General features: G+C 60.9%; 10 protein-coding genes. 9 read left to right on the top strand and 1 reads right to left on the bottom strand.

The window, feature by feature from the left end; genetic code table 11:
• Positions 1 to 90 precede the first annotated feature (90 nt).
• The 6 genes from nrdF (at position 91) to HMPREF2942_RS03525 (ending at position 10,685) form a co-directional block, all read left to right on the top strand.
• A complete protein-coding gene (gene nrdF, locus HMPREF2942_RS03550; RefSeq protein WP_049352870.1) occupies positions 91 to 1,068 on the top strand; it encodes a class 1b ribonucleoside-diphosphate reductase subunit beta in 978 nt (325 codons plus the stop codon).
• A 311-nt stretch (positions 1,069 to 1,379) separates the two neighbouring features.
• Positions 1,380 to 2,423 (top strand): zinc-dependent alcohol dehydrogenase family protein, encoded by a 1,044-nt coding sequence (locus HMPREF2942_RS03545; protein ID WP_070688409.1) that lies wholly within the window; start codon positions 1,380 to 1,382, stop codon positions 2,421 to 2,423.
• Between the two features lie 231 nt (positions 2,424 to 2,654).
• Entirely contained in the window at positions 2,655 to 4,367 is a 1,713-nt protein-coding gene (locus HMPREF2942_RS03540) for a formate--tetrahydrofolate ligase (RefSeq protein ID WP_005508799.1), read from the top strand.
• 1,356 nt (positions 4,368 to 5,723) lie between these two features.
• A complete protein-coding gene (locus tag HMPREF2942_RS03535; protein ID WP_070688408.1) occupies positions 5,724 to 6,497 on the top strand; it encodes an MBL fold metallo-hydrolase in 774 nt (257 codons plus the stop codon).
• Positions 6,498 to 6,623: 126 nt separating this feature from the next.
• Positions 6,624 to 9,512: an excinuclease ABC subunit UvrA gene (gene uvrA, locus HMPREF2942_RS03530; protein ID WP_070688407.1), complete on the top strand. Its 2,889-nt coding sequence runs from the start codon at positions 6,624 to 6,626 to the stop codon at positions 9,510 to 9,512.
• Positions 9,513 to 9,557: 45 nt separating this feature from the next.
• Complete coding sequence (locus HMPREF2942_RS03525; RefSeq protein WP_070688406.1) at positions 9,558 to 10,685, top strand: GNAT family N-acetyltransferase; 1,128 nt, start codon at positions 9,558 to 9,560, stop codon at positions 10,683 to 10,685.
• A 156-nt stretch (positions 10,686 to 10,841) separates the two neighbouring features.
• On the opposite strand, the gene HMPREF2942_RS03520 is transcribed toward HMPREF2942_RS03525, so the two are convergent.
• The gene (locus HMPREF2942_RS03520; protein ID WP_070688540.1) at positions 10,842 to 12,341 is read right to left on the bottom strand and encodes a glycoside hydrolase family 1 protein; all 1,500 of its coding nucleotides are present in this window, start codon (positions 12,339 to 12,341) and stop codon (positions 10,842 to 10,844) included.
• 142 nt (positions 12,342 to 12,483) lie between these two features.
• On the opposite strand from HMPREF2942_RS03520, the gene HMPREF2942_RS03515 reads away from it, so the two are divergent.
• From HMPREF2942_RS03515 to HMPREF2942_RS03505, 3 genes are all read left to right on the top strand, one after another.
• Positions 12,484 to 13,182, top strand: a complete 699-nt coding sequence (locus HMPREF2942_RS03515) for a lipoate--protein ligase family protein (RefSeq protein WP_070688405.1) — start codon at positions 12,484 to 12,486, stop codon at positions 13,180 to 13,182.
• 68 nt (positions 13,183 to 13,250) lie between these two features.
• Positions 13,251 to 14,141, top strand: coding sequence for a fumarylacetoacetate hydrolase family protein (locus HMPREF2942_RS03510; RefSeq protein WP_005505816.1), 891 nt, complete (start codon positions 13,251 to 13,253; stop codon positions 14,139 to 14,141).
• Between the two features lie 869 nt (positions 14,142 to 15,010).
• Positions 15,011 to 17,728, top strand: a complete 2,718-nt coding sequence (locus tag HMPREF2942_RS03505) for a Rib/alpha-like domain-containing protein (RefSeq protein WP_070688404.1) — start codon at positions 15,011 to 15,013, stop codon at positions 17,726 to 17,728.
• Positions 17,729 to 17,756 lie beyond the last annotated feature (28 nt).

The following is a 17,756-nucleotide window of genomic DNA, read 5'->3' as shown; positions in this document are numbered from 1 at the left end:
GGGCGGTTACGGTAAACACGCAAACCGCCTGCGCGACTGGCTGGCCGCGCGTGGCACCGTAACCGCCCCTTAAGAATCGGAGAATTACTAATGAGCGAAAAGGTGAAGCTCGTCGACCACGTGGTCGAGGCTATCAACTGGAACCGTATTGAGGACGAGAAGGACCTTGAGGTTTGGGATCGTCTGACCGGTAACTTCTGGCTGCCGGAAAAGGTGCCGCTGAGCAACGACGTGCCCTCCTGGAAGACTCTGACCGAGGAAGAGAAGCAGCTGACCATGCGCGTCTTCACCGGTCTGACCCTGCTGGACACCATCCAGGGTACTGTCGGTGCTGTGTCCCTGCTGCCGGACGCTGTGACCGCGCACGAAGAGGCCGTGTACACCAACATTGCGTTCATGGAGTCCGTGCACGCAAAGTCGTACTCCTCGATCTTCTCGACTCTCGCCTCCACCAAGGAGATTGACGAGGCGTTCCGCTGGGCTTCTGAGAATGAGCACCTGCAGAAGAAGGCGAAGATTGTTCTGTCCTACTACACCGGTGACGACCCGCTGAAGAAGAAGGTTGCCTCCACTCTGCTGGAGTCCTTCCTGTTCTACTCGGGCTTCTACCTGCCCATGTACTGGTCTTCGCACGCGAAGCTGACTAACACCGCTGACCTGATTCGTCTGATTATTCGTGACGAGGCAGTGCACGGCTACTACATTGGCTACAAGTTCCAGCGCGGCCTGGCAAAGGAGTCCGCGGAGCGTCAGGCAGAGCTGAAGGAGTACACCTTCAACCTGCTGTACGAACTGTACGAGAACGAGGTGGCGTACACCCACTCCCTGTATGACGGTGTGGGTTGGAGTGAGGACGTTAAGAAGTTCCTGCACTACAACGCTAACAAGGCTCTGATGAACCTGGGCTACGAGCCGATGTTCCCGGCGTCCGTGACTAACGTGTCCCCGGCGATCCTGTCGGCGCTGTCCCCGAACGCTGATGAGAATCACGACTTCTTCTCCGGTTCCGGCTCTTCCTACGTGATTGGTAAGGCCGTGAACACCGAGGACGAGGACTGGGACTTCTAAGCACCCTTCTCGCCTTCAGATATAAGGCTGAATAAACCGAGCGGAACCCCCGCGTGTCCACCGTGGATGCGCGGGGGTTCCGCCGTTTAACCGGGCTATTTAGCGTGCCGGGATGCCCAGGATTCCCCGGTTTAACCTGGCACGGAAGCGCTCGGGAATCGGGGGAGTAGGAGCGGTTTTTCTGGTTCCTTTCTGGTTCCGGTTGTCGGAATTTTTGCCTTCACCCCGTAGCATAAAAAATTATTGATATATCGGGGTGTGGGGCGTACTCTGATACGACTAACCATCAACGCAGATTTGAAAGGAACATCATGCGTTCAGTTGTTATGGAAGCCCCCGGCAAGGTCGTCGTCAACGAAGTCGACAAGCCGACCCTGCTCGAACCCACCGACGCCATCATCAAGCTCGCAGCATCCTGCATCTGCGGTTCCGACCTGTGGCCCTATCGCGGCGCACAGCCCGTCGACCACCGGGCAATGGGCCACGAATACATCGGCGAGGTCGTAGAGGTCGGCTCCGACGTCACCACCGTAGCCCCCGGCGACTTCGTCGTAGGCTCCTTCTGCATCTCCTGCGGCGAATGCGAAACCTGCACCGCAGGCTACCCCTCCCGCTGCCTCAAGGCAATCGCAGCAGGCGACGCCTTCATCGGCGCACGCTCCAACGGCACCCAGGCAGAATACGCCCGCGTACCCTTCGCAGACGGCACCCTCGTCAAGACCCCCGCAACCCCCACCGAAGAGCAGATCCCGCACCTGATGGCGGCATCCGACGTACTCGGCACCGGCTGGTACGCGGCAGACGCAGCGCAGGCAGGCCCCGGCAAGACCATCGTCGTTGTTGGCGACGGCGCAGTCGGCCTGAGCGCAGTCATCGGCGCCAAGCAGCTCGGCGCGGAGAAGATCATCATCATGTCCCGCAACCCCGAACGTCAGGCGCTCGCTAAGGCATTCGGCGCAACCCACATCGTGGAAGAGCGCGGCGAAGAGGGCATCGCCAAGGTCATGGAGCTCACCGACGGCGTGGGTGCACACGGCGTTGCGGAGGCTGTCGGCACCCAGCAGTCCTTCGACCAGGCTCTCGGCTGCGTACGCCACGGCGGCTACATCGGCTTCGTGGGCGTTCCGCACGACAGCTCCATCGGCACCGATAAGCTCTTCGGCAAGCAGGTTCACCTGGAGGGTGGCCCCGCCCCCGTGCGCAAGTACCTGCCGACCCTCATCGACCTGATTTACAAGGGCGAAATTGAGCCCGGTAAGGTCTTCGACCTGGTTCTGCCCATCGACGAGGCGGCTAAGGGTTACGAGGCAATGGACCAGCGTACCGCCACCAAGGTTCTGCTGACCATGCCGTAATAGCCTGCTGTAGCGCCGGTTCTTGTGCCTTCTTGTATCGGCAACCCGGCGTGTATGCGCTACTAATCCCCGCACCGACCCTGTCGCTCCACGTGAGCGTAGGGTGCCGGTTGCGGGGATTAGTGCATTAAAAATTGGGTTTATTTGCCACCTTCCGGCGAGGTGAGGGACAAATGAGTGAGCCAAGGCATAGAATAAAAGAGCATGATTCGTACAACTCGAAGGATGACAATGACGAAGAAGCCTTTCCCTTCCGACCTCGAAATCGCACTTGCCGCCGATCTTTGGCCTATCAATAAGATCGCAGCAGACAACGGCATCAGCGAAGATCGCCTTGAACCCTACGGCAAGTATGTCGCTAAGGTCCTCCTCGACGAAACCACCAACGCAGAGACCGCCCGCAAGCGCGGCTCTAAGTACATCGTGGTTACCGCAGTCACCCCCACCCCGCTCGGTGAAGGTAAGACCGCAACCTCCGTCTCCCTCGCACAGGGCTTCGCACAGACCGGCCGCAAGGCAATCCTGGCGCTGCGTCAGCCCGCAATGGGCCCGACCTTTGGCATCAAGGGCGGCGCAGCAGGCGGCGGTTACTCCCAGATCGTTCCCATGGAGAAGCTGAACCTGCACCTGACCGGCGACTTCCACGCCGTCACCGCAGCGCACAACCTGCTTGCCGCCATGATCGACAACCACCTGCACCACGGCAACGAGCTGCGCATCGACCCGCGCGCAATCGAGTGGCGCCGCGTTATCGACATGAACGACCGCTCCCTGCGCAACATCGTCGTGGGCCTGGGCGAACGCATGGACGGCGTGGTCCGCGAGACCGGTTTCGACATCACCAGCGCCTCCGAAATCATGGTGATTCTCTCGCTGGCAACCTCCTTCAAGGACCTCCGCGAGCGCCTGGCAAAGATTGTGATCGGCCTGAACTACGACGGCGAGCCCGTCACCGCAGCCGATCTGAAGGCTGACGGCGCAATGTCCGTCATCCTGGCAGACGCAATCAACCCGAACCTGCTGCAGACCCTGGAGCACACCCCCGCACTGATTCACGCGGGCCCCTTCGGCAACATCGCAACCGGTAACTCCTCCGTGGTCGCCGACTACGTTGGTCTGGAGTACTCCGACTACGTGATTACCGAGGCTGGCTTCGGTGCCGATATGGGTGCGGAGCGTTTCTTCAACGTCAAGTGCCGCGTCTCCGGCCTGAAGCCGGACGCAGCAGTGCTCGTCGTAACAGTGCGCTCCCTGAAGTCCCACTCCGGCCTGTACAAGATCGTTCCGGGCAAGCCCCTGCCCGAAGGCATGCTGCAGGAAAGCCCCTCCGACGTGGAGAAGGGCGCAGAGAACCTGAAGAAGCACATCGAGATTGTGCGCAACTTCGGTGTTCAGCCGGTCGTGGCAATCAACGCCTTCCCGACCGACTTCGAGTCCGAGCACGAGACCATCCGCCGTATCGCTGAGGAAGCTGGCGCTCGCGTCGCTATCCACCGCGGTGTGGCTGAGGGTGGTAAGGGCACCACCGACCTGGCAGACGTGGTTGCTGAGGCATGTGACGACGTTTCGGATCTGAAGTACACCTACGATCTTGAGGACTCCATCGAGACCAAGATCGAGAAGGTCGCGACCAAGGTCTACGGCGCGGACGGCATCTCCATCGCTCCCGCCGCCGCTAAGCAGCTGAAGCGTTTCGCTGAGCTGGGCTACTCGCACCTGCCCGTGGTTATCGCGAAGACCCACTTGTCCATCTCTTCGGATGCAACTCTGAAGGGCGCACCGACCGGCTGGACTCTGCCCGTGCGCGAGGTTCGCCTGGCTGCAGGTGCTGGCTACGTCTACGCTATCTGCGGCACCATGCGCACTATGCCGGGTCTGAGCAAGAGCCCCGCAGCTGAGCGCATCGGCTTCGACGAGAACGGCGTGATGGTCGGCCTGTCCTAAGGGCTTGTCCTAAGGTGACTGTGCCAGCTGATCTATAGCTAGTGGAGGCGGCGCTCCTTCCCCACAGCGGAGGAGGGGTGCCGCCTTTGCTGTGCCCTATGGTGCTTTTGTGGGGTGCTCTGCCCCAGATACATGGAAGCATGAGGGGTGAATACGAGGTGCGCAACGCTTGAGGGCGGGGGAGCGGAGCTCTTGAAAACAGAATGAAACTAGGCTGCAACCCGGCTGCAACCAGGCAGCAACCAGGGGGAGTGAAGGATCCTGAAACCCCTGGTGGAGGGGTCTTTCAACCTTTTATTGAGGCTTCTAGGGCGCCTGTTTTGAGGGTGAAATTGGTACGTGCTGGTTAATAATTGGGCTCTATTTGTGCTTGAAGGTCAGGTTTTATTAAACAATCTATAGAGGTTGATTTTTTAGTGACACACTGTCTTGCATTTTGTGAAAATATGGTATTGACTAGGTACTTTGTTTTTTGAAAGATGTTTTTTTGGGTGGCTCTAGGGAGCCTTTTGGGTGAGGTATTGTTATTGTTTTGTAATAAAACCTCTACTTTAGGGGGTACCTACAGGGGTAAAACAGACCAATTGATTTTGCCCTCGCGCGAATAATTGTGCAGATTTTGAACGGTGAGCAGTACATTTTTTCCTGCTCATGAAGTTGCAAGTACTTGAAGATACTTTCACCTTAACCCTCTACTTCCGCAGAATACCGGGCTAAAACTGGGTATTGAACCTTTGGGATTGCCGAGTGTGGAGCTTAGGTTAAAGGTGCACTGAAGTGTCAAATGAGGGAAAATCTAAAATTATTTTGGGTGAAATAAGTCACACTAAAACTCGAAAAAAATGAAATTGGTACGTATGGATACCCTAAAAAACACCTGTTTTTATTACAGAATGATTACATTGAGGCGCGGGTCACTAAATCCGGCTCTCCGTACCAAATTGGGCGGTAAAACAGCCCCTAAAAAGTTCGCTACTATTGAGTCATCAAGTAATCGTGAGATTTCCAAAGTCCTCGGGTTGCTTGTGTTTGAGTGAGTGATAGATACCCCTGGGTGTCATGAGAAGCGACTGTGTATCGATGCGCAGTCGCTTCTCTGTTTAACTTTTGAATTTCGGCGGACTTTTGAATTTCACTGAACCCTCAGCCAGGCGGAATCCAGCCGGGACCTAATCCGTGCTGAACCCAATCTGTACTGAGCCTAATCTGTACCGGGCGTGCTCCAGAATCTATTCCCTGTGCATCCCGCACATGCAACCCGTACATGTATCCCGCGCGTTCAACGCCGAATGCGCTGATAGGGGAGCGAACCGCATAGGCGCATGCTGTGCGGTCACAACCCCCTACACTGGAACTATGACTACTTACCCCGAACCCACCCTCATCTTTGAGAACCCCGAACTGACCGTCCGTGCGTTCAGTGTCTCCGAGATGGACAACAGCGTCTACCTCATCACCATGCGCGCCACCGGCGAGCAGGTGCTCATCGACCCTGCAGACGACGCAGAAGAACTCTATGCATTCACCCTCGACGCGCTCCTGAAGGACTGCCCGCAGCTTGAACTGGCAGACGGCGAAGAACGCCGCGTGCGAGTCATGGAGAAGGAAGAGGACTTCAACTCCATCAGGCCCCGCGCAATCGGTCTGACCGGCATCCTCGTTACTCACGGCCACTGGGACCACATCCGCGCTATTAAGGAGCTCGACCACCTCACCGGTGCCGTGACCTCCGCGGGTGCAGCTGATGCAGCCGCTATTAAGGAGCAGGAAGACTACACCGTCGAAGAAGAACTGACCGGCGGCGAAAGCTTCGACTTCTACCTCTCTGACACCGTCATCCGCGCCCTGCACGTGCCCGGCCACACCCCCGGATCCATCGTCTACACCCTCAAAACCACCTGGGAAGACGGCACCCCCGCAACCCTGCTGTTCACCGGCGACACTCTCTTCCCCGGCGGCGTGGGCAAGACCGACTCCCCGCAGCAGTTCGGCGAGCTCTTCTCCAACGTGCTCGAAAAGCTCTTCGGTGGCTTCGAAGACGACGCCATCGTACTGCCCGGCCACGGCCGCTCCACCACCCTCGGCGACGAGCGCCCCCATCTGGAAGACTGGGGAACCCGCGGCTGGTAAACCGCGCCTGACAGTCCGCCTCATATAAGTACTGCACCCTCATGCCTTCACCCGCCGCATAATCCCGCTGGTGAAAGGCGTGAGGGTGTAGAATTTAAGTTCGAAGATAAGACGAAAGGATTTTCGATGACACCCCGCTCGGCACACGGTAGCACCGCACTCAAAGCGAACGATCTGACCAGTATCCGGGTGCAGGGTGCCCGCGAAAACAACCTCAAGAACGTAGACCTCACCATTCCGCGTGATGCGATGGTCGTCTTCACCGGCCTCTCCGGCTCCGGTAAGTCCTCCCTCGCCTTCGACACCATCTTTGCGGAAGGTCAGCGCCGCTACGTCGAGTCGCTGTCCTCATACGCGCGTATGTTCCTCGGACAGGTCGATAAGCCCGACGTAGACTTCATCGAGGGCCTCTCCCCGGCGGTGTCTATCGACCAGAAGTCCACCTCCAAGAACCCGCGCTCAACCGTCGGTACCATCACCGAAATCTATGACTACATGCGTCTGCTCTGGGCGCGCATCGGCCACCCGCACTGCCCCGAATGTGGCGAAGAAATCACCCAGCAGACCCCGCAGCAGATTGTGGACATTCTGCAGGAGTACCCCGAACGCACCCGCCTGCAGATTCTCGCGCCCGTCGTCAGCGCACGTAAGGGCGAGTTCGTGGACCTCTTTAAGGACCTGCTGACCCAGGGCTATTCGCGTGCCCGCGTGGACGGCGAAACCGTGCAGCTCTCCGACCCGCCCAAGCTCGCCAAGCAGTACAAGCACACCATTGAGGTGGTCGTCGACCGCATCGTCATTAAGGACGGTATTCACCAGCGCCTGACCGACTCCATCGAAACCGCGCTCAAGCTCGCCGACGGCCGCGTACTCATCGACTTCGTGGACCGCGAGCAGGACGACCCCGAACGCACCCGCTCCTTCAGCGAAAACCTCGCCTGCCCCAACAACCACCCGCTGCAGATCGACACCATCGAGCCGCGCGCCTTCTCCTTCAACTCGCCGTTCGGCGCATGTAGCGCCTGCGACGGCATCGGCTCGCGCCTGGAAGTAGACACCGAACTGCTCGTACCCAACCCCGACCTGACCCTCGGGGAGGGCGCTATCGCCCCCTGGTCGCAGGGCAAAGCAACCACCGAATACTGGCTGCGCCTGCTCGCAGGCCTGGGGGAGGAGCTCGGCTTTGACCTGAACACCCCCTTCAAGGACCTGCCCGCCAAGACCCGCGCCGCCATCCTGGAGGGCAAGGACTACAAGGTTGAGGTGTCCTACCGCAACCGATTCGGCCGCGAACGCCGCTACACCTCCGGATTCGAAGGCGTGAAGGCGTACATTAAGCGCAAGCACGAAGAAACCGAATCGGACTTTGCCCGCGACCGCTACGAACAGTACATGCGCCAGGTCGCCTGCCCCTCCTGCGGTGGCGCGCGCCTGAACCCGACCATCCTCGGCGTGAAGGTCGGCGGCCAGTCCATCGCAGACATCACCGACCTGTCCCTAGCTGACGCGCTCGCCTTCGTGCGTAGCCTGCAGCTCAGCGCCCGCGAAGCCAAGATTGGTGAACAGGTCCTCAAGGAAATCGACGCGCGCCTGCAGTTCCTGCTGGACGTGGGCCTGGACTACCTGACCCTCTCACGCTCCGCCGGTACGCTCTCCGGCGGTGAGGCGCAGCGCATCCGCCTCGCAACCCAGATTGGTTCGGGCCTGGTCGGCGTGCTCTACGTGCTCGACGAGCCCTCCATCGGTCTGCACCAGCGCGATAACCGCCGCCTCATCGAAACCCTCACCAAGCTGCGCGATATGGGCAACACGCTTATCGTGGTTGAGCACGACGAAGACACCATGCGCGAAGCCGACTGGATCGTGGACGTAGGACCCGGCGCCGGCGAGCACGGCGGCGAAATCGTGCACTCCGGCAGTTTTGAGGAGTTGCTGAAGAACACCAAGTCCATTACCGGCGACTACATGGCTGGCCGCCGCAGCATTGAGGTGCCCACCTCCCGCCGCCCCGTGGACAAGGAACGCCAGCTGACCGTGCGCGGCGCCCGCGAAAACAACCTCAAGAACGTGACCGTGTCCTTCCCGCTGGGCGTGTTCACCGCGGTGACCGGTGTGTCCGGATCGGGTAAGTCCACCCTCGTCAACGACATTCTGTACACCTCGCTGGCGAACAAGCTCAACGGCGCCAAGCAGGTGCCCGGCCGCCACAAGAGCATCGACGGCCTGGAACACCTGGACAAGGTCATTCACGTGGACCAGTCGCCCATCGGCCGTACCCCGCGCTCGAACCCCGCCACCTACACCGGCGTGTTTGACCACATCCGCAAGCTGTTCGCAGAGACCAGCGAAGCGAAAATGCGAGGCTACACCCCCGGCCGATTCTCCTTCAACGTCAAGGGCGGCCGCTGCGAGGACTGCTCCGGCGACGGCACCCTGAAGATTGAAATGAACTTCCTGCCGGACGTGTACGTACCCTGCGAAACCTGCCACGGCAAGCGCTACAACCGCGAAACCCTCGAAGTGCATTACAAGGGCAAGACCATCGCCGACGTACTCGAAATGCCCGTGGAAGAAGCCGCAGAGTTCTTCGCTGCGTTCACCCCGATTGCGCGCCACCTGAACACCCTCGTGGACGTGGGCCTGGGCTACATTCGCCTGGGCCAGCCCGCAACCACCCTCTCCGGCGGTGAAGCGCAGCGCGTGAAGCTCGCAACCGAACTGCAGAAGCGCTCCAACGGCCGCTCCATCTACGTGCTGGACGAGCCGACCACCGGCCTGCACTTTGAGGACATCCGCAAGCTGCTCGCCGTGCTGCAATCGCTGGTGGACAAGGGCAATAGCGTCATCACCATCGAGCACAACCTGGACGTGGTCAAGTGCGCCGACTGGATTATCGACATGGGCCCCGAAGGCGGTAGCGGCGGCGGCACCGTCATCGCCGAGGGCACCCCGGAACAGGTGGCTCAGGTGAAGGGCTCGCACACCGGTGCGTTCCTTGCTGAGATCCTGAACTAGCCGAGATCCTGAACTAGTCAAGAACTTGACCTAGAGGAAACCTACGTGACTGATACTCAAGGAACCGAACCCACTCGGGGAGCTGTGAACCGGGGAGCCGTGAATCGTGGTGCTGTGACCACTGCGGACCGTGCGCGGCATATCCTGCACACCCAGCTGGAGGCAGACTTCTGCCAGGCACCCGGCTCGATTAGCCGCGCCCTGGAAGAGCTACGCGACTACCCGGAAGCCGAGAGCCTGCCGCTACTCGCCACCGTGCAGCCGCCCTCCGAGAAGATGGGTGCCGCACGCCGCCGCAACGACGACATTTGGGAGTTGCGCGTCGCCAACTACGCGAGCGTCGGCATTCTCTGCGCCAAGCATCCGCGCGTGCTGGACAGGGCCATTGACTACATGCTCGGCGACCAGTCGAATTGGCTGGGCGATTACGCGCCGCTGCGCCAGCTCAACGAACTGGTCACCCCCTACACGCTGCAGGTCAGCGGCACGAGCGTCTACTACACGCCCGGCCGCGCCCTGCTGAACTCGGTCGTACCCGAGGGCGTGCAGGCGCAGGAAGTGAAGTGCGCCGTGCCCGGTGTGGGTATGATGCGCCGCGTCGACCCCGCCGAGCTGAAGGCGGCGCTGCTTGCCGAAATCACCGGCGAGCGCACCATCCGTAGGGAGGCGAATGCCTCCGCGGGTGCGCTTGAGGTTGACCCGCAGGACACGCAGGCGTGCGTAACCCACCTGCGTGTGGAGCTGCTGGACGCTGAGCAGATTGAGCGCTTCCGCGGGGATAAACGCTACTCGAACGCGTTAGGCTTTAGCGTGACCCGCCCGGATGTGCTGGTGCTCGCCGCATACCCGGTGGAAGAGGATGCAGCTGATGTACCCGCGGCGGGGGAGAGCGACCCTGCGCTCGCAGACCCTATCGCCCTCGTGGGTGTGAGCGACGATTCGCCGGTAATGCGCCAAATCGGTATCGATGTGCTGCCCGCCTGGCGCGGCGCCGGCATCGCCAGCGTGCTGGTGCGTGATGCCGCACGTCTGACCCTGGCGGAAGGGTACCTGCCGTTCTACGGTACGAGCCCCTCGCACATCCTCTCGCAGAGGGTCGCGATGAACGCCGGGCTGGTGCCGACCTGGTGGGAGTACGTGTCCACCAGCCTGAACGACCTACCCATAGACTAGACGCTATATGCACAAGGCCCCGAGATTCTGCATCTCGGGGGCCTTTTATTTACTGAGTTTCGCGTGTTAGCCGCGCGGGGTTCAGCGTGCAGGGATTTTCGCGAGGTTTAGCGTCTAGACTCGCCGTATAAGGAACAACTTCTAGAGCCTTACCAGTTACAGCTCCGCGCCGTTGCTGGCAATCACCTCGCGGTACCAGTGGAAGGACTTCTTGCGGTAGCGCGCCAGGGTGCCGGTGCCGTCGTCGTTGCGGTCCACGTAGATGAACCCGTAGCGCTTGGACATCTGCGCGGTGGAGGCGCTAATCATGTCGATGCAACCCCAGGTGGTGTAGCCGAGCACGTTCACGCCGTCCTCAATCGCCTCGCGTACCGCGTGCAGGTGCTGGCGCAGGTAGTCGATGCGGTAGTCATCCTCCACGGTGAGCTCACCGTTCACTTCGACCAGTTCGTCGCGGGCGCCCAGGCCGTTCTCCACGATGAATAGCGGCTTCTGCCAGCGGTCCCAATACTGGTTGAGGACCACGCGCAGGCCGGTCGGGTCAATCTGCCAGCCCCATTCGCTGGCAGATAGGGTCGGGTTCGCCACGCCGCCGAGGATGTTGCCCTCGCCGCGCTCGCCTCGTGCCGGGTCGCCGGTCGCGCAGGTGGACATGTAGTAGCTGAACGACACGAAATCCACGGTGTTCTTCAGGTCCTCGCGGTCCTGTTCGGTGATGTTCAGCTCCACGCCCTTCTCACGCAGGGCACGCAGGAAGTAGCCGGGGTATGCGCCGCGCACGTGCACGTCACCGAACGCGAAGTTCGCCTGTTCCGTCTGCATGGCGGCGAGCACGTCGGCGGGGTCGGGGGTGAGCGGGTAGGTGGGCATGGCAAGAATCATGCAACCAATCTGCGCGCCCGGTGCCAGTTCGCGTGCCGCAGCGGTGGCGCGCGCGGAGGCGACCAGCTCGTGGTGCATCGCCTGGTACAGGTCTGCGTCGCTGAGCTGCTCCGCCGGGGTGTTAATGCCGCCGGACATGAACGGCAGGTGCAGCATCGAGTTGATTTCGTTGAAGGTCAGCCAGTACTTTACGCGCTTGCCGTAGCGGGCGAACACGGTGCGGGCGTAGCGTTCGTAGAAGCCGATGAGCTCGGGGCTGGTCCAGCCGTTGTACTGCTCGACCAGGTGCAGCGGGGTTTCGTAGTGGCTGAGGGTGATGAGCGGCTCCATGCCGTGCTTTTCGAGCTCGTCGAGCACGCGGTCGTAGAAGGCGAGGCCCGCCTCGTTGGGGGTTTCTTCGTCGCCGCGGGGGAAGATACGCGACCAAGCGATGGAGAAGCGGAAGACCTTAAAACCCATCTCCGCGAGCAGGGCGATGTCTTCGCGGTAGCGGTGGTAGAAGTCGATGCCCTCCAGCTTGAGGTTGTCCTCGGTGGGTTCGGCGGTGCGCGGGTGCAGGCCGCCGGCGGGTAGTACATCCTGCAGGCTGGGGCCCTTGCCGTCTTCGTTCCAGGCGCCCTCAAACTGGTTGGCGGCGGTGGCGCCTCCGAAGAGGAAACCGTCAGGGAATGCGCCGAGCGGCTGCGGCTCGGTCAGCGCCGGGTTGGTGCGCTGTTCAGTGCTGACGCGGGGTAGCGCGGTGGTTTGGGCGGTGATGTGCTGGTCCTGATGCACGGCATCCTCCAAGGTGTTGTGGGGTTTTCTTCTACCCTAGCGGAGGGGGTGGGGGATTACTAGGTTTTAGCTACCCGGGTGGGCGTTTTCGCATTGTGGGGAGACGTGGGAGCTGTGGCGAGCGTAACCGTAAAATAGGAACGTGCAAATTATTCGAGAGACCGGCCCTGATTCCGGCGATATCCTCATTCACCACGACCAGACGGTGCAGATGCTCCGCGAGGTGGCAACCGGCAAGCGTGAAGCCACCTTGCGCATGTATCAGCCGAACCCGACGGTCGCGTTCGGCCGCCGTGACGAACTGAACCCCGGCTTCGCGGAGGCCTCCGCGGCGTGTACCGAGCACGGTTTCGAGGTGCTGGTGCGCAAGGTCGGCGGGCACGCCGCCGCCTACCATCAGGGGTGCCTGGTCGTGGACCATTTTCAGCCCGCCTCCGACGCCCGCAGCGGCAACACCCTACGCTACGAACTGTTCGGTTCCATGTACGCGCAGGCGCTCCGCGAGGTTGGCGTGGATGCGCGCATGGGCGAGATCCCGGGGGAGTACTGCCCCGGCGAGTATTCGGTGCACGCGCAACTTCCCGCCTCCGCAGGTGGCGGCCGCATTAAACTGGTCGGCACCGCCCAGCGTGTGGTGACCGGCGGCTGGTGGTTCAGCACCGGCATCGTGGTCTCTGATTCTGCGCCGCTGCGGGCGGTCACCGCGGATGTGTACCGTGCCCTCGGCATGGAGCTGGACCCCGCCACGGTTGGCGCGGCGCAGGACGCGAACCCCGCCCTGCTCATGGAAGACCTGGAAGACGCCATCGTTGAGGTGTACGCCCAAAACGGTTTTCACTAGGTTGTTTTATTTCTGACTTTTATCCGTAACTTATTCGATATATCCCCACCTGAAGCGAAGGAGCATCCATGCGTTGGGCACAGATTAAAGACTCGAAGGGCAGCCGCGCGGTCTGCTTCTTCGAAGAGACCGTGTACGAGCTTCCGGCGAAGCTCAGCCCGCTACTGAATTTCTACAGCCGGTTCCGCCTGAACTTTGGCGACCCGAAGAACGCCGTGGCGATCCTGAAGGAGAACGGCGCGACCGTCATGGGCCACGGCGAGGAGCTGTGGAACTCCCTACCCTTTATTCGCCCGCTGGATAAGCCCGGCAAGATTGTGTGCGCCGGCCTGAACTACCGCGACCACGCCGCGGAAATGAACCTTGAGGTGCCTGAGCATCCGGCGCTGTTCGCGAAGTTCCCGAACGCGCTGATTGGCCCCGGCGAGCAGATTCGCATGCCCGCCGCCGACGGCACCGGTAGCACGAAGGTCGACTGGGAGGTTGAGCTGTGCCTGGTCGTGGGCGCTCGCCTGCGTAACGCCACGGAGGAGCAGGCACTTGAGGCTCTGATGGGGTACACGGTCATGAATGATGTGTCGGTGCGTGACTGGCAGGGTCGTTCCTCGGAGTGGTTCCAGGGTAAGAACTGGGATGCGATGACTCCGTTCGGTCCGGTGATTGTGAGCCCCGATGAGGTTGACCCGGTTGCCGGCCTGGAGCTGGTCTGTGAGGTGGATGGTGTGGTGCGTCAGCGCGGCACGACGGCGGATATGGTGTTCACCCCGGCGCAGCTGCTGTCCTATATTTCGCGGTTTATGACCCTGGAGCCGGGCGACCTGGTGGCGACGGGTACCCCGGCGGGGGTTGGTTTGTCGCTGCATCCGCGTCAGTGGTTGAAGCCGGGTCAGACGGTGCGCACCCGTATTGAGGGCATTGGTGAGCTGGTGAATGTCTGCTCGGAGGCGGGCGCGCTGTAGTTATCCGGTAGCTCTGTGAGTAACCGCTATTGAACCCACCTGAACCCACGGAGGCGGGCGCGGCACCTGCTGTTGGGTGCACTAGAAGGCACCCACAAATGAATATCTATGCACCCCGTATGTGTTTTTGAGGCGCATGCGGGGTGTTTCTATGCTTTCTAAAGCTCCCGGTGGGCGGCTTGGAATTCTTGGAATGTACAGTGAAGGGCGTCCTGCGTGGGGGAGTGCGGTGCATGCATGGTTACACACTATTAAACACACGCAAACTTTAAACTTTGACCTAAATTTTAGGGTTTTGGGTGGGTTTTGTGGGTCTATAGGGGTGAAACAAGGGGGTGCTCCCGGTGGTGATTGCGACTCGAAAATGGTTGATGGGGCTCACAAAAACCCCTGTTTCAGTGATTGAGACCATATCTACCCTCAGTGCAGAATCTCAGATTGTGGTCACGTGTGAGAAATTCAACAGGATATTTTGGCGCGTCTTTCAGGGAAATTCAAGGTTTAAGGTTTAGTTCCCTGTACGCATTTTTCGTTTTCTTCACGTCACCCTCGCTTGACTAGGAGTAAACCCTAAACACTGCGGTGCAAATTCTGCGTCTTCAAACACCAATAAATGCATGAAGGTGCAAGGAGATGTGACTCTAAACCTGAACCTTTAGCAAAAAATCAGTGCCCTGAATCACAAACTCGTTTTGCGTTCACCCAAAAGACTATGTAGGGTATGGGGATTATCTGAGAGTTTCCTGAGAATTCCTGCCAGAAGATCAGGACCCACCCGGGCACACCCTCAGATGCATATTTCACTCACGTCCGTGTTTGTTCATACAAACGCACTCACTCAAACAAGCCGACACGAACGGAAGAAAAACATGACCACAACTGCATCCAAAAACCCGGCACAGCGCCCTGCAAACCGCCGCCGTGCCACCATCGCTGCCTCCGCAGCACTGGCAACCGTCATCACCGGCGCGAACCTCCCCGCGACCTTCGGTGCAACCGCCCCCATCCGCAACGTAGCCGGTACCACCTGCGTCGACGCAGGCTACCGCACCGTGCCAACCCTGGCGAACCTCACCAACGTGGCGCCCGGTCCGACCTGCTACTGGAACCCCGACCAGAAGGCACAGAGCATCGCGACCCTCGCACCGGTCAACTCCTCCCTCACCAAGGCGCAGCTGACCACCACCGAGAACACCTCGCCCCTGAGCGGCAAGCTCGCCAGCGACTCCTTCGCAGCCCAGAAGCTCACCGGTACCGAAGCCGTCGCGCCCAACAGCAGCGAAATCAGCCGCACCTTCCTCGAATACAGTGCCGATGCGGGTAACCACCCCATCACCACCGCCATCAACGCGGGCACTGTGAAGAAGGACCGCGCCCAGACCGTCGGCGGCCACGAGAATATCCCGACCCTCGCCGTGAACTCCGCGAACCCGCACCAGGAGTACGTCGAGGTCGTCTCCCGCGACAACCGCGTCAACGCCAATGCAGAGAACAAGCGCATCCTCACCGGCGGCGTCCCGATCCCGAAGTGGCTTGCCGAGGACCACGGCCTCTCCGGCGACCAGTCCGTCGCCCTCTACGACGAAGCGACCGGCATCTGGCGCTCCTACTTCAAGTTCGTCAAGGATGTAGACGCACAGACCTACACCAGCACCGCCCGCGTGCAGGTGGGTGGCGGCAACGTATCCACCCCCAAGAGCGCAAAGATTCAGTACGACAACGTCGGCCGCGGCAACGCAGGTCAGACCGTCACCATCAACGCACCCGTGAGCATCGACGCGAAGTCCGGCAATGCCCGCACCTCCTACCCGATTGCTCGCGGCGCGAAGTTCCGCCTGGCAAAGAACGTACCCGGCGCGTCCATCGACGCGAACACCGGCGTTATCACCTACAAGATTCCCGCAGGCACCCGCGGCACCGTGGATATTCCCGTTGCGGTTGACTACCCGGCAACCTACCACGTGTCTTCCGGCGGTTACATGCTCGCTAAGCCGAACTTCGGCGGCGTGGGCGAAGACAACTACTGGCTGACCCTCAAGAACGGCACCTCCTCCGTGGTGGGTATGGCGAACGAGCTCACCCAGATTGGTGTGGACGAGCTCAAGGCAGGCAAGATCAACCACATGGTGTCCATCACCGCGGCTGACTATGCGGCGCTGACTTCCTCCTTCCCCGCGAAGGGCACCGACGGCAAGCTGGACATGAGCAAGTACCCGAACGCGCCCCGCGCTGGCCAGCGCGGCTTCCTGCCCGCAAGCTTTGACGTGGAAGAGCACCTGGCAAACACCGGCCACGCCGACGACCAGCTCACCCGCATGATCCTGACCGCCATGAAGGAATACGGCTTCATCCTCACGGACCACAACCTCTTCACCAACGCATTCAACCTGGAGGCGGCAAGCTCCTACGCACCCTACGCCCGCCAGGGTAAGAACGTGTACAAGGAAGACCCGCAGCTGGCGGCAATGTTCGCGAATTTTGTGCCCAGTGGCTTCACCGGCAACCAGTTCCCCTGGCAGCAGGTGCAGTGGATGCCCGTGAACTACACCGAGTCCGCTGAGAACACCGCACGCCGCGAGGGCACCCAGGTTCTGCCGCAGAGCAACAACCAGGCAGCAAACTCGAACGCTGACGCGCACAAGATTGCACGCCCCGTGACCGTGCGCCGCTCCGCCGTGCGCACCCCCAACGCTGACCGCATCAGCGACGCAGACACCCAGGCGGCAGCATTCAGCGGCAACACCGCCTCCGCCGTGAAGTTCAAGTACCCCTCGGATTCCTACGGCAAGACCGGCACCGGCTCCGGCGTGTTCTACCAGCCCGCCGAGCACCACGCCACCGTCTACGCCGGCGAGACCGCAGTCGCGCAGAGCGTTCACCAGTCGCACAAGGTTTCCCCGAACTACCGTTACGCCCGCGACTACAACTTCCAGGAAATCGAGCAGACCCCGAACTTCCGCCCCAGCCGCTGGGTCAACAAGGAGAAGGTCAACACTGCTGGCGGCCAGTTCTCCAGTGCAGAGACCGGCATCCGTTTTGCCTCCAACGGCAAGACCGGCACCTACTCGATCGACCTGAACACCCACGACGTCACCGGCACCACCTGGGACCTGCGCCGCGACAACGGCACGAACATCACCGTGAACCGCACCGGCAAGGCACCCGCACGCATGTCCGATGTGAAGGCGAAGAAGGGCTCAGCCGCACAGCTGTACTCGATCCCGCTGAAGGTACACGTGGTCGACAAGAACAGCCCCATCGCACGTGAGGACTCCGTCTCCCTGTACTCGGGCACCACCCAGAACGTGGCAGTCCTGAACAACGACGAAGCATCCTTCGGCGCATACAGCCGCGGCGAAACCGTGAAGAAGCTGGAGCTGCTCAACCAGCGCGGCCAGGCCGTCAGCGCATACAGCGACGAATACGGCACTTACCGTGTGGTGACCCTGCCCGACGGCACCCAGGGCATCGCGGTATCTGCTAAGAATAAGCAGGGCTTCGCGCCGCTGGTCCGCTACCGCGCAGTGACCGACAAGGGCGTAAAGTCCGCTGAGGGTTACCTGCAGGTGGCAGTCGCTAACCGCTAGCCGGACGCACCTGCAGTATTAGTGCACA

The sequence above is a fragment of the Rothia sp. HMSC071C12 genome, assembly GCF_001813895.1.
In the GTDB taxonomy this organism is placed as follows: Bacteria; Actinomycetota; Actinomycetes; order Actinomycetales; family Micrococcaceae; genus Rothia; species Rothia mucilaginosa.
This window is presented reverse-complemented; position numbering and strand designations above follow the sequence as displayed.

What these genes read in the sequence shown, in the direction of transcription:
- HMPREF2942_RS03505 (WP_070688404.1), top strand. Translation starts at nt 15,011, where the DNA reads ATGACCACAACTGCATCCAAAAACCCGGCACAGCGCCCTGCAAACCGC.
- uvrA (WP_070688407.1), top strand. Translation starts at nt 6,624, where the DNA reads ATGACACCCCGCTCGGCACACGGTAGCACCGCACTCAAAGCGAACGAT.
- nrdF (WP_049352870.1), top strand. Translation starts at nt 91, where the DNA reads ATGAGCGAAAAGGTGAAGCTCGTCGACCACGTGGTCGAGGCTATCAAC.
- HMPREF2942_RS03540 (WP_005508799.1), top strand. Translation starts at nt 2,655, where the DNA reads ATGACGAAGAAGCCTTTCCCTTCCGACCTCGAAATCGCACTTGCCGCC.
- HMPREF2942_RS03545 (WP_070688409.1), top strand. Translation starts at nt 1,380, where the DNA reads ATGCGTTCAGTTGTTATGGAAGCCCCCGGCAAGGTCGTCGTCAACGAA.
- HMPREF2942_RS03510 (WP_005505816.1), top strand. Translation starts at nt 13,251, where the DNA reads ATGCGTTGGGCACAGATTAAAGACTCGAAGGGCAGCCGCGCGGTCTGC.
- HMPREF2942_RS03535 (WP_070688408.1), top strand. Translation starts at nt 5,724, where the DNA reads ATGACTACTTACCCCGAACCCACCCTCATCTTTGAGAACCCCGAACTG.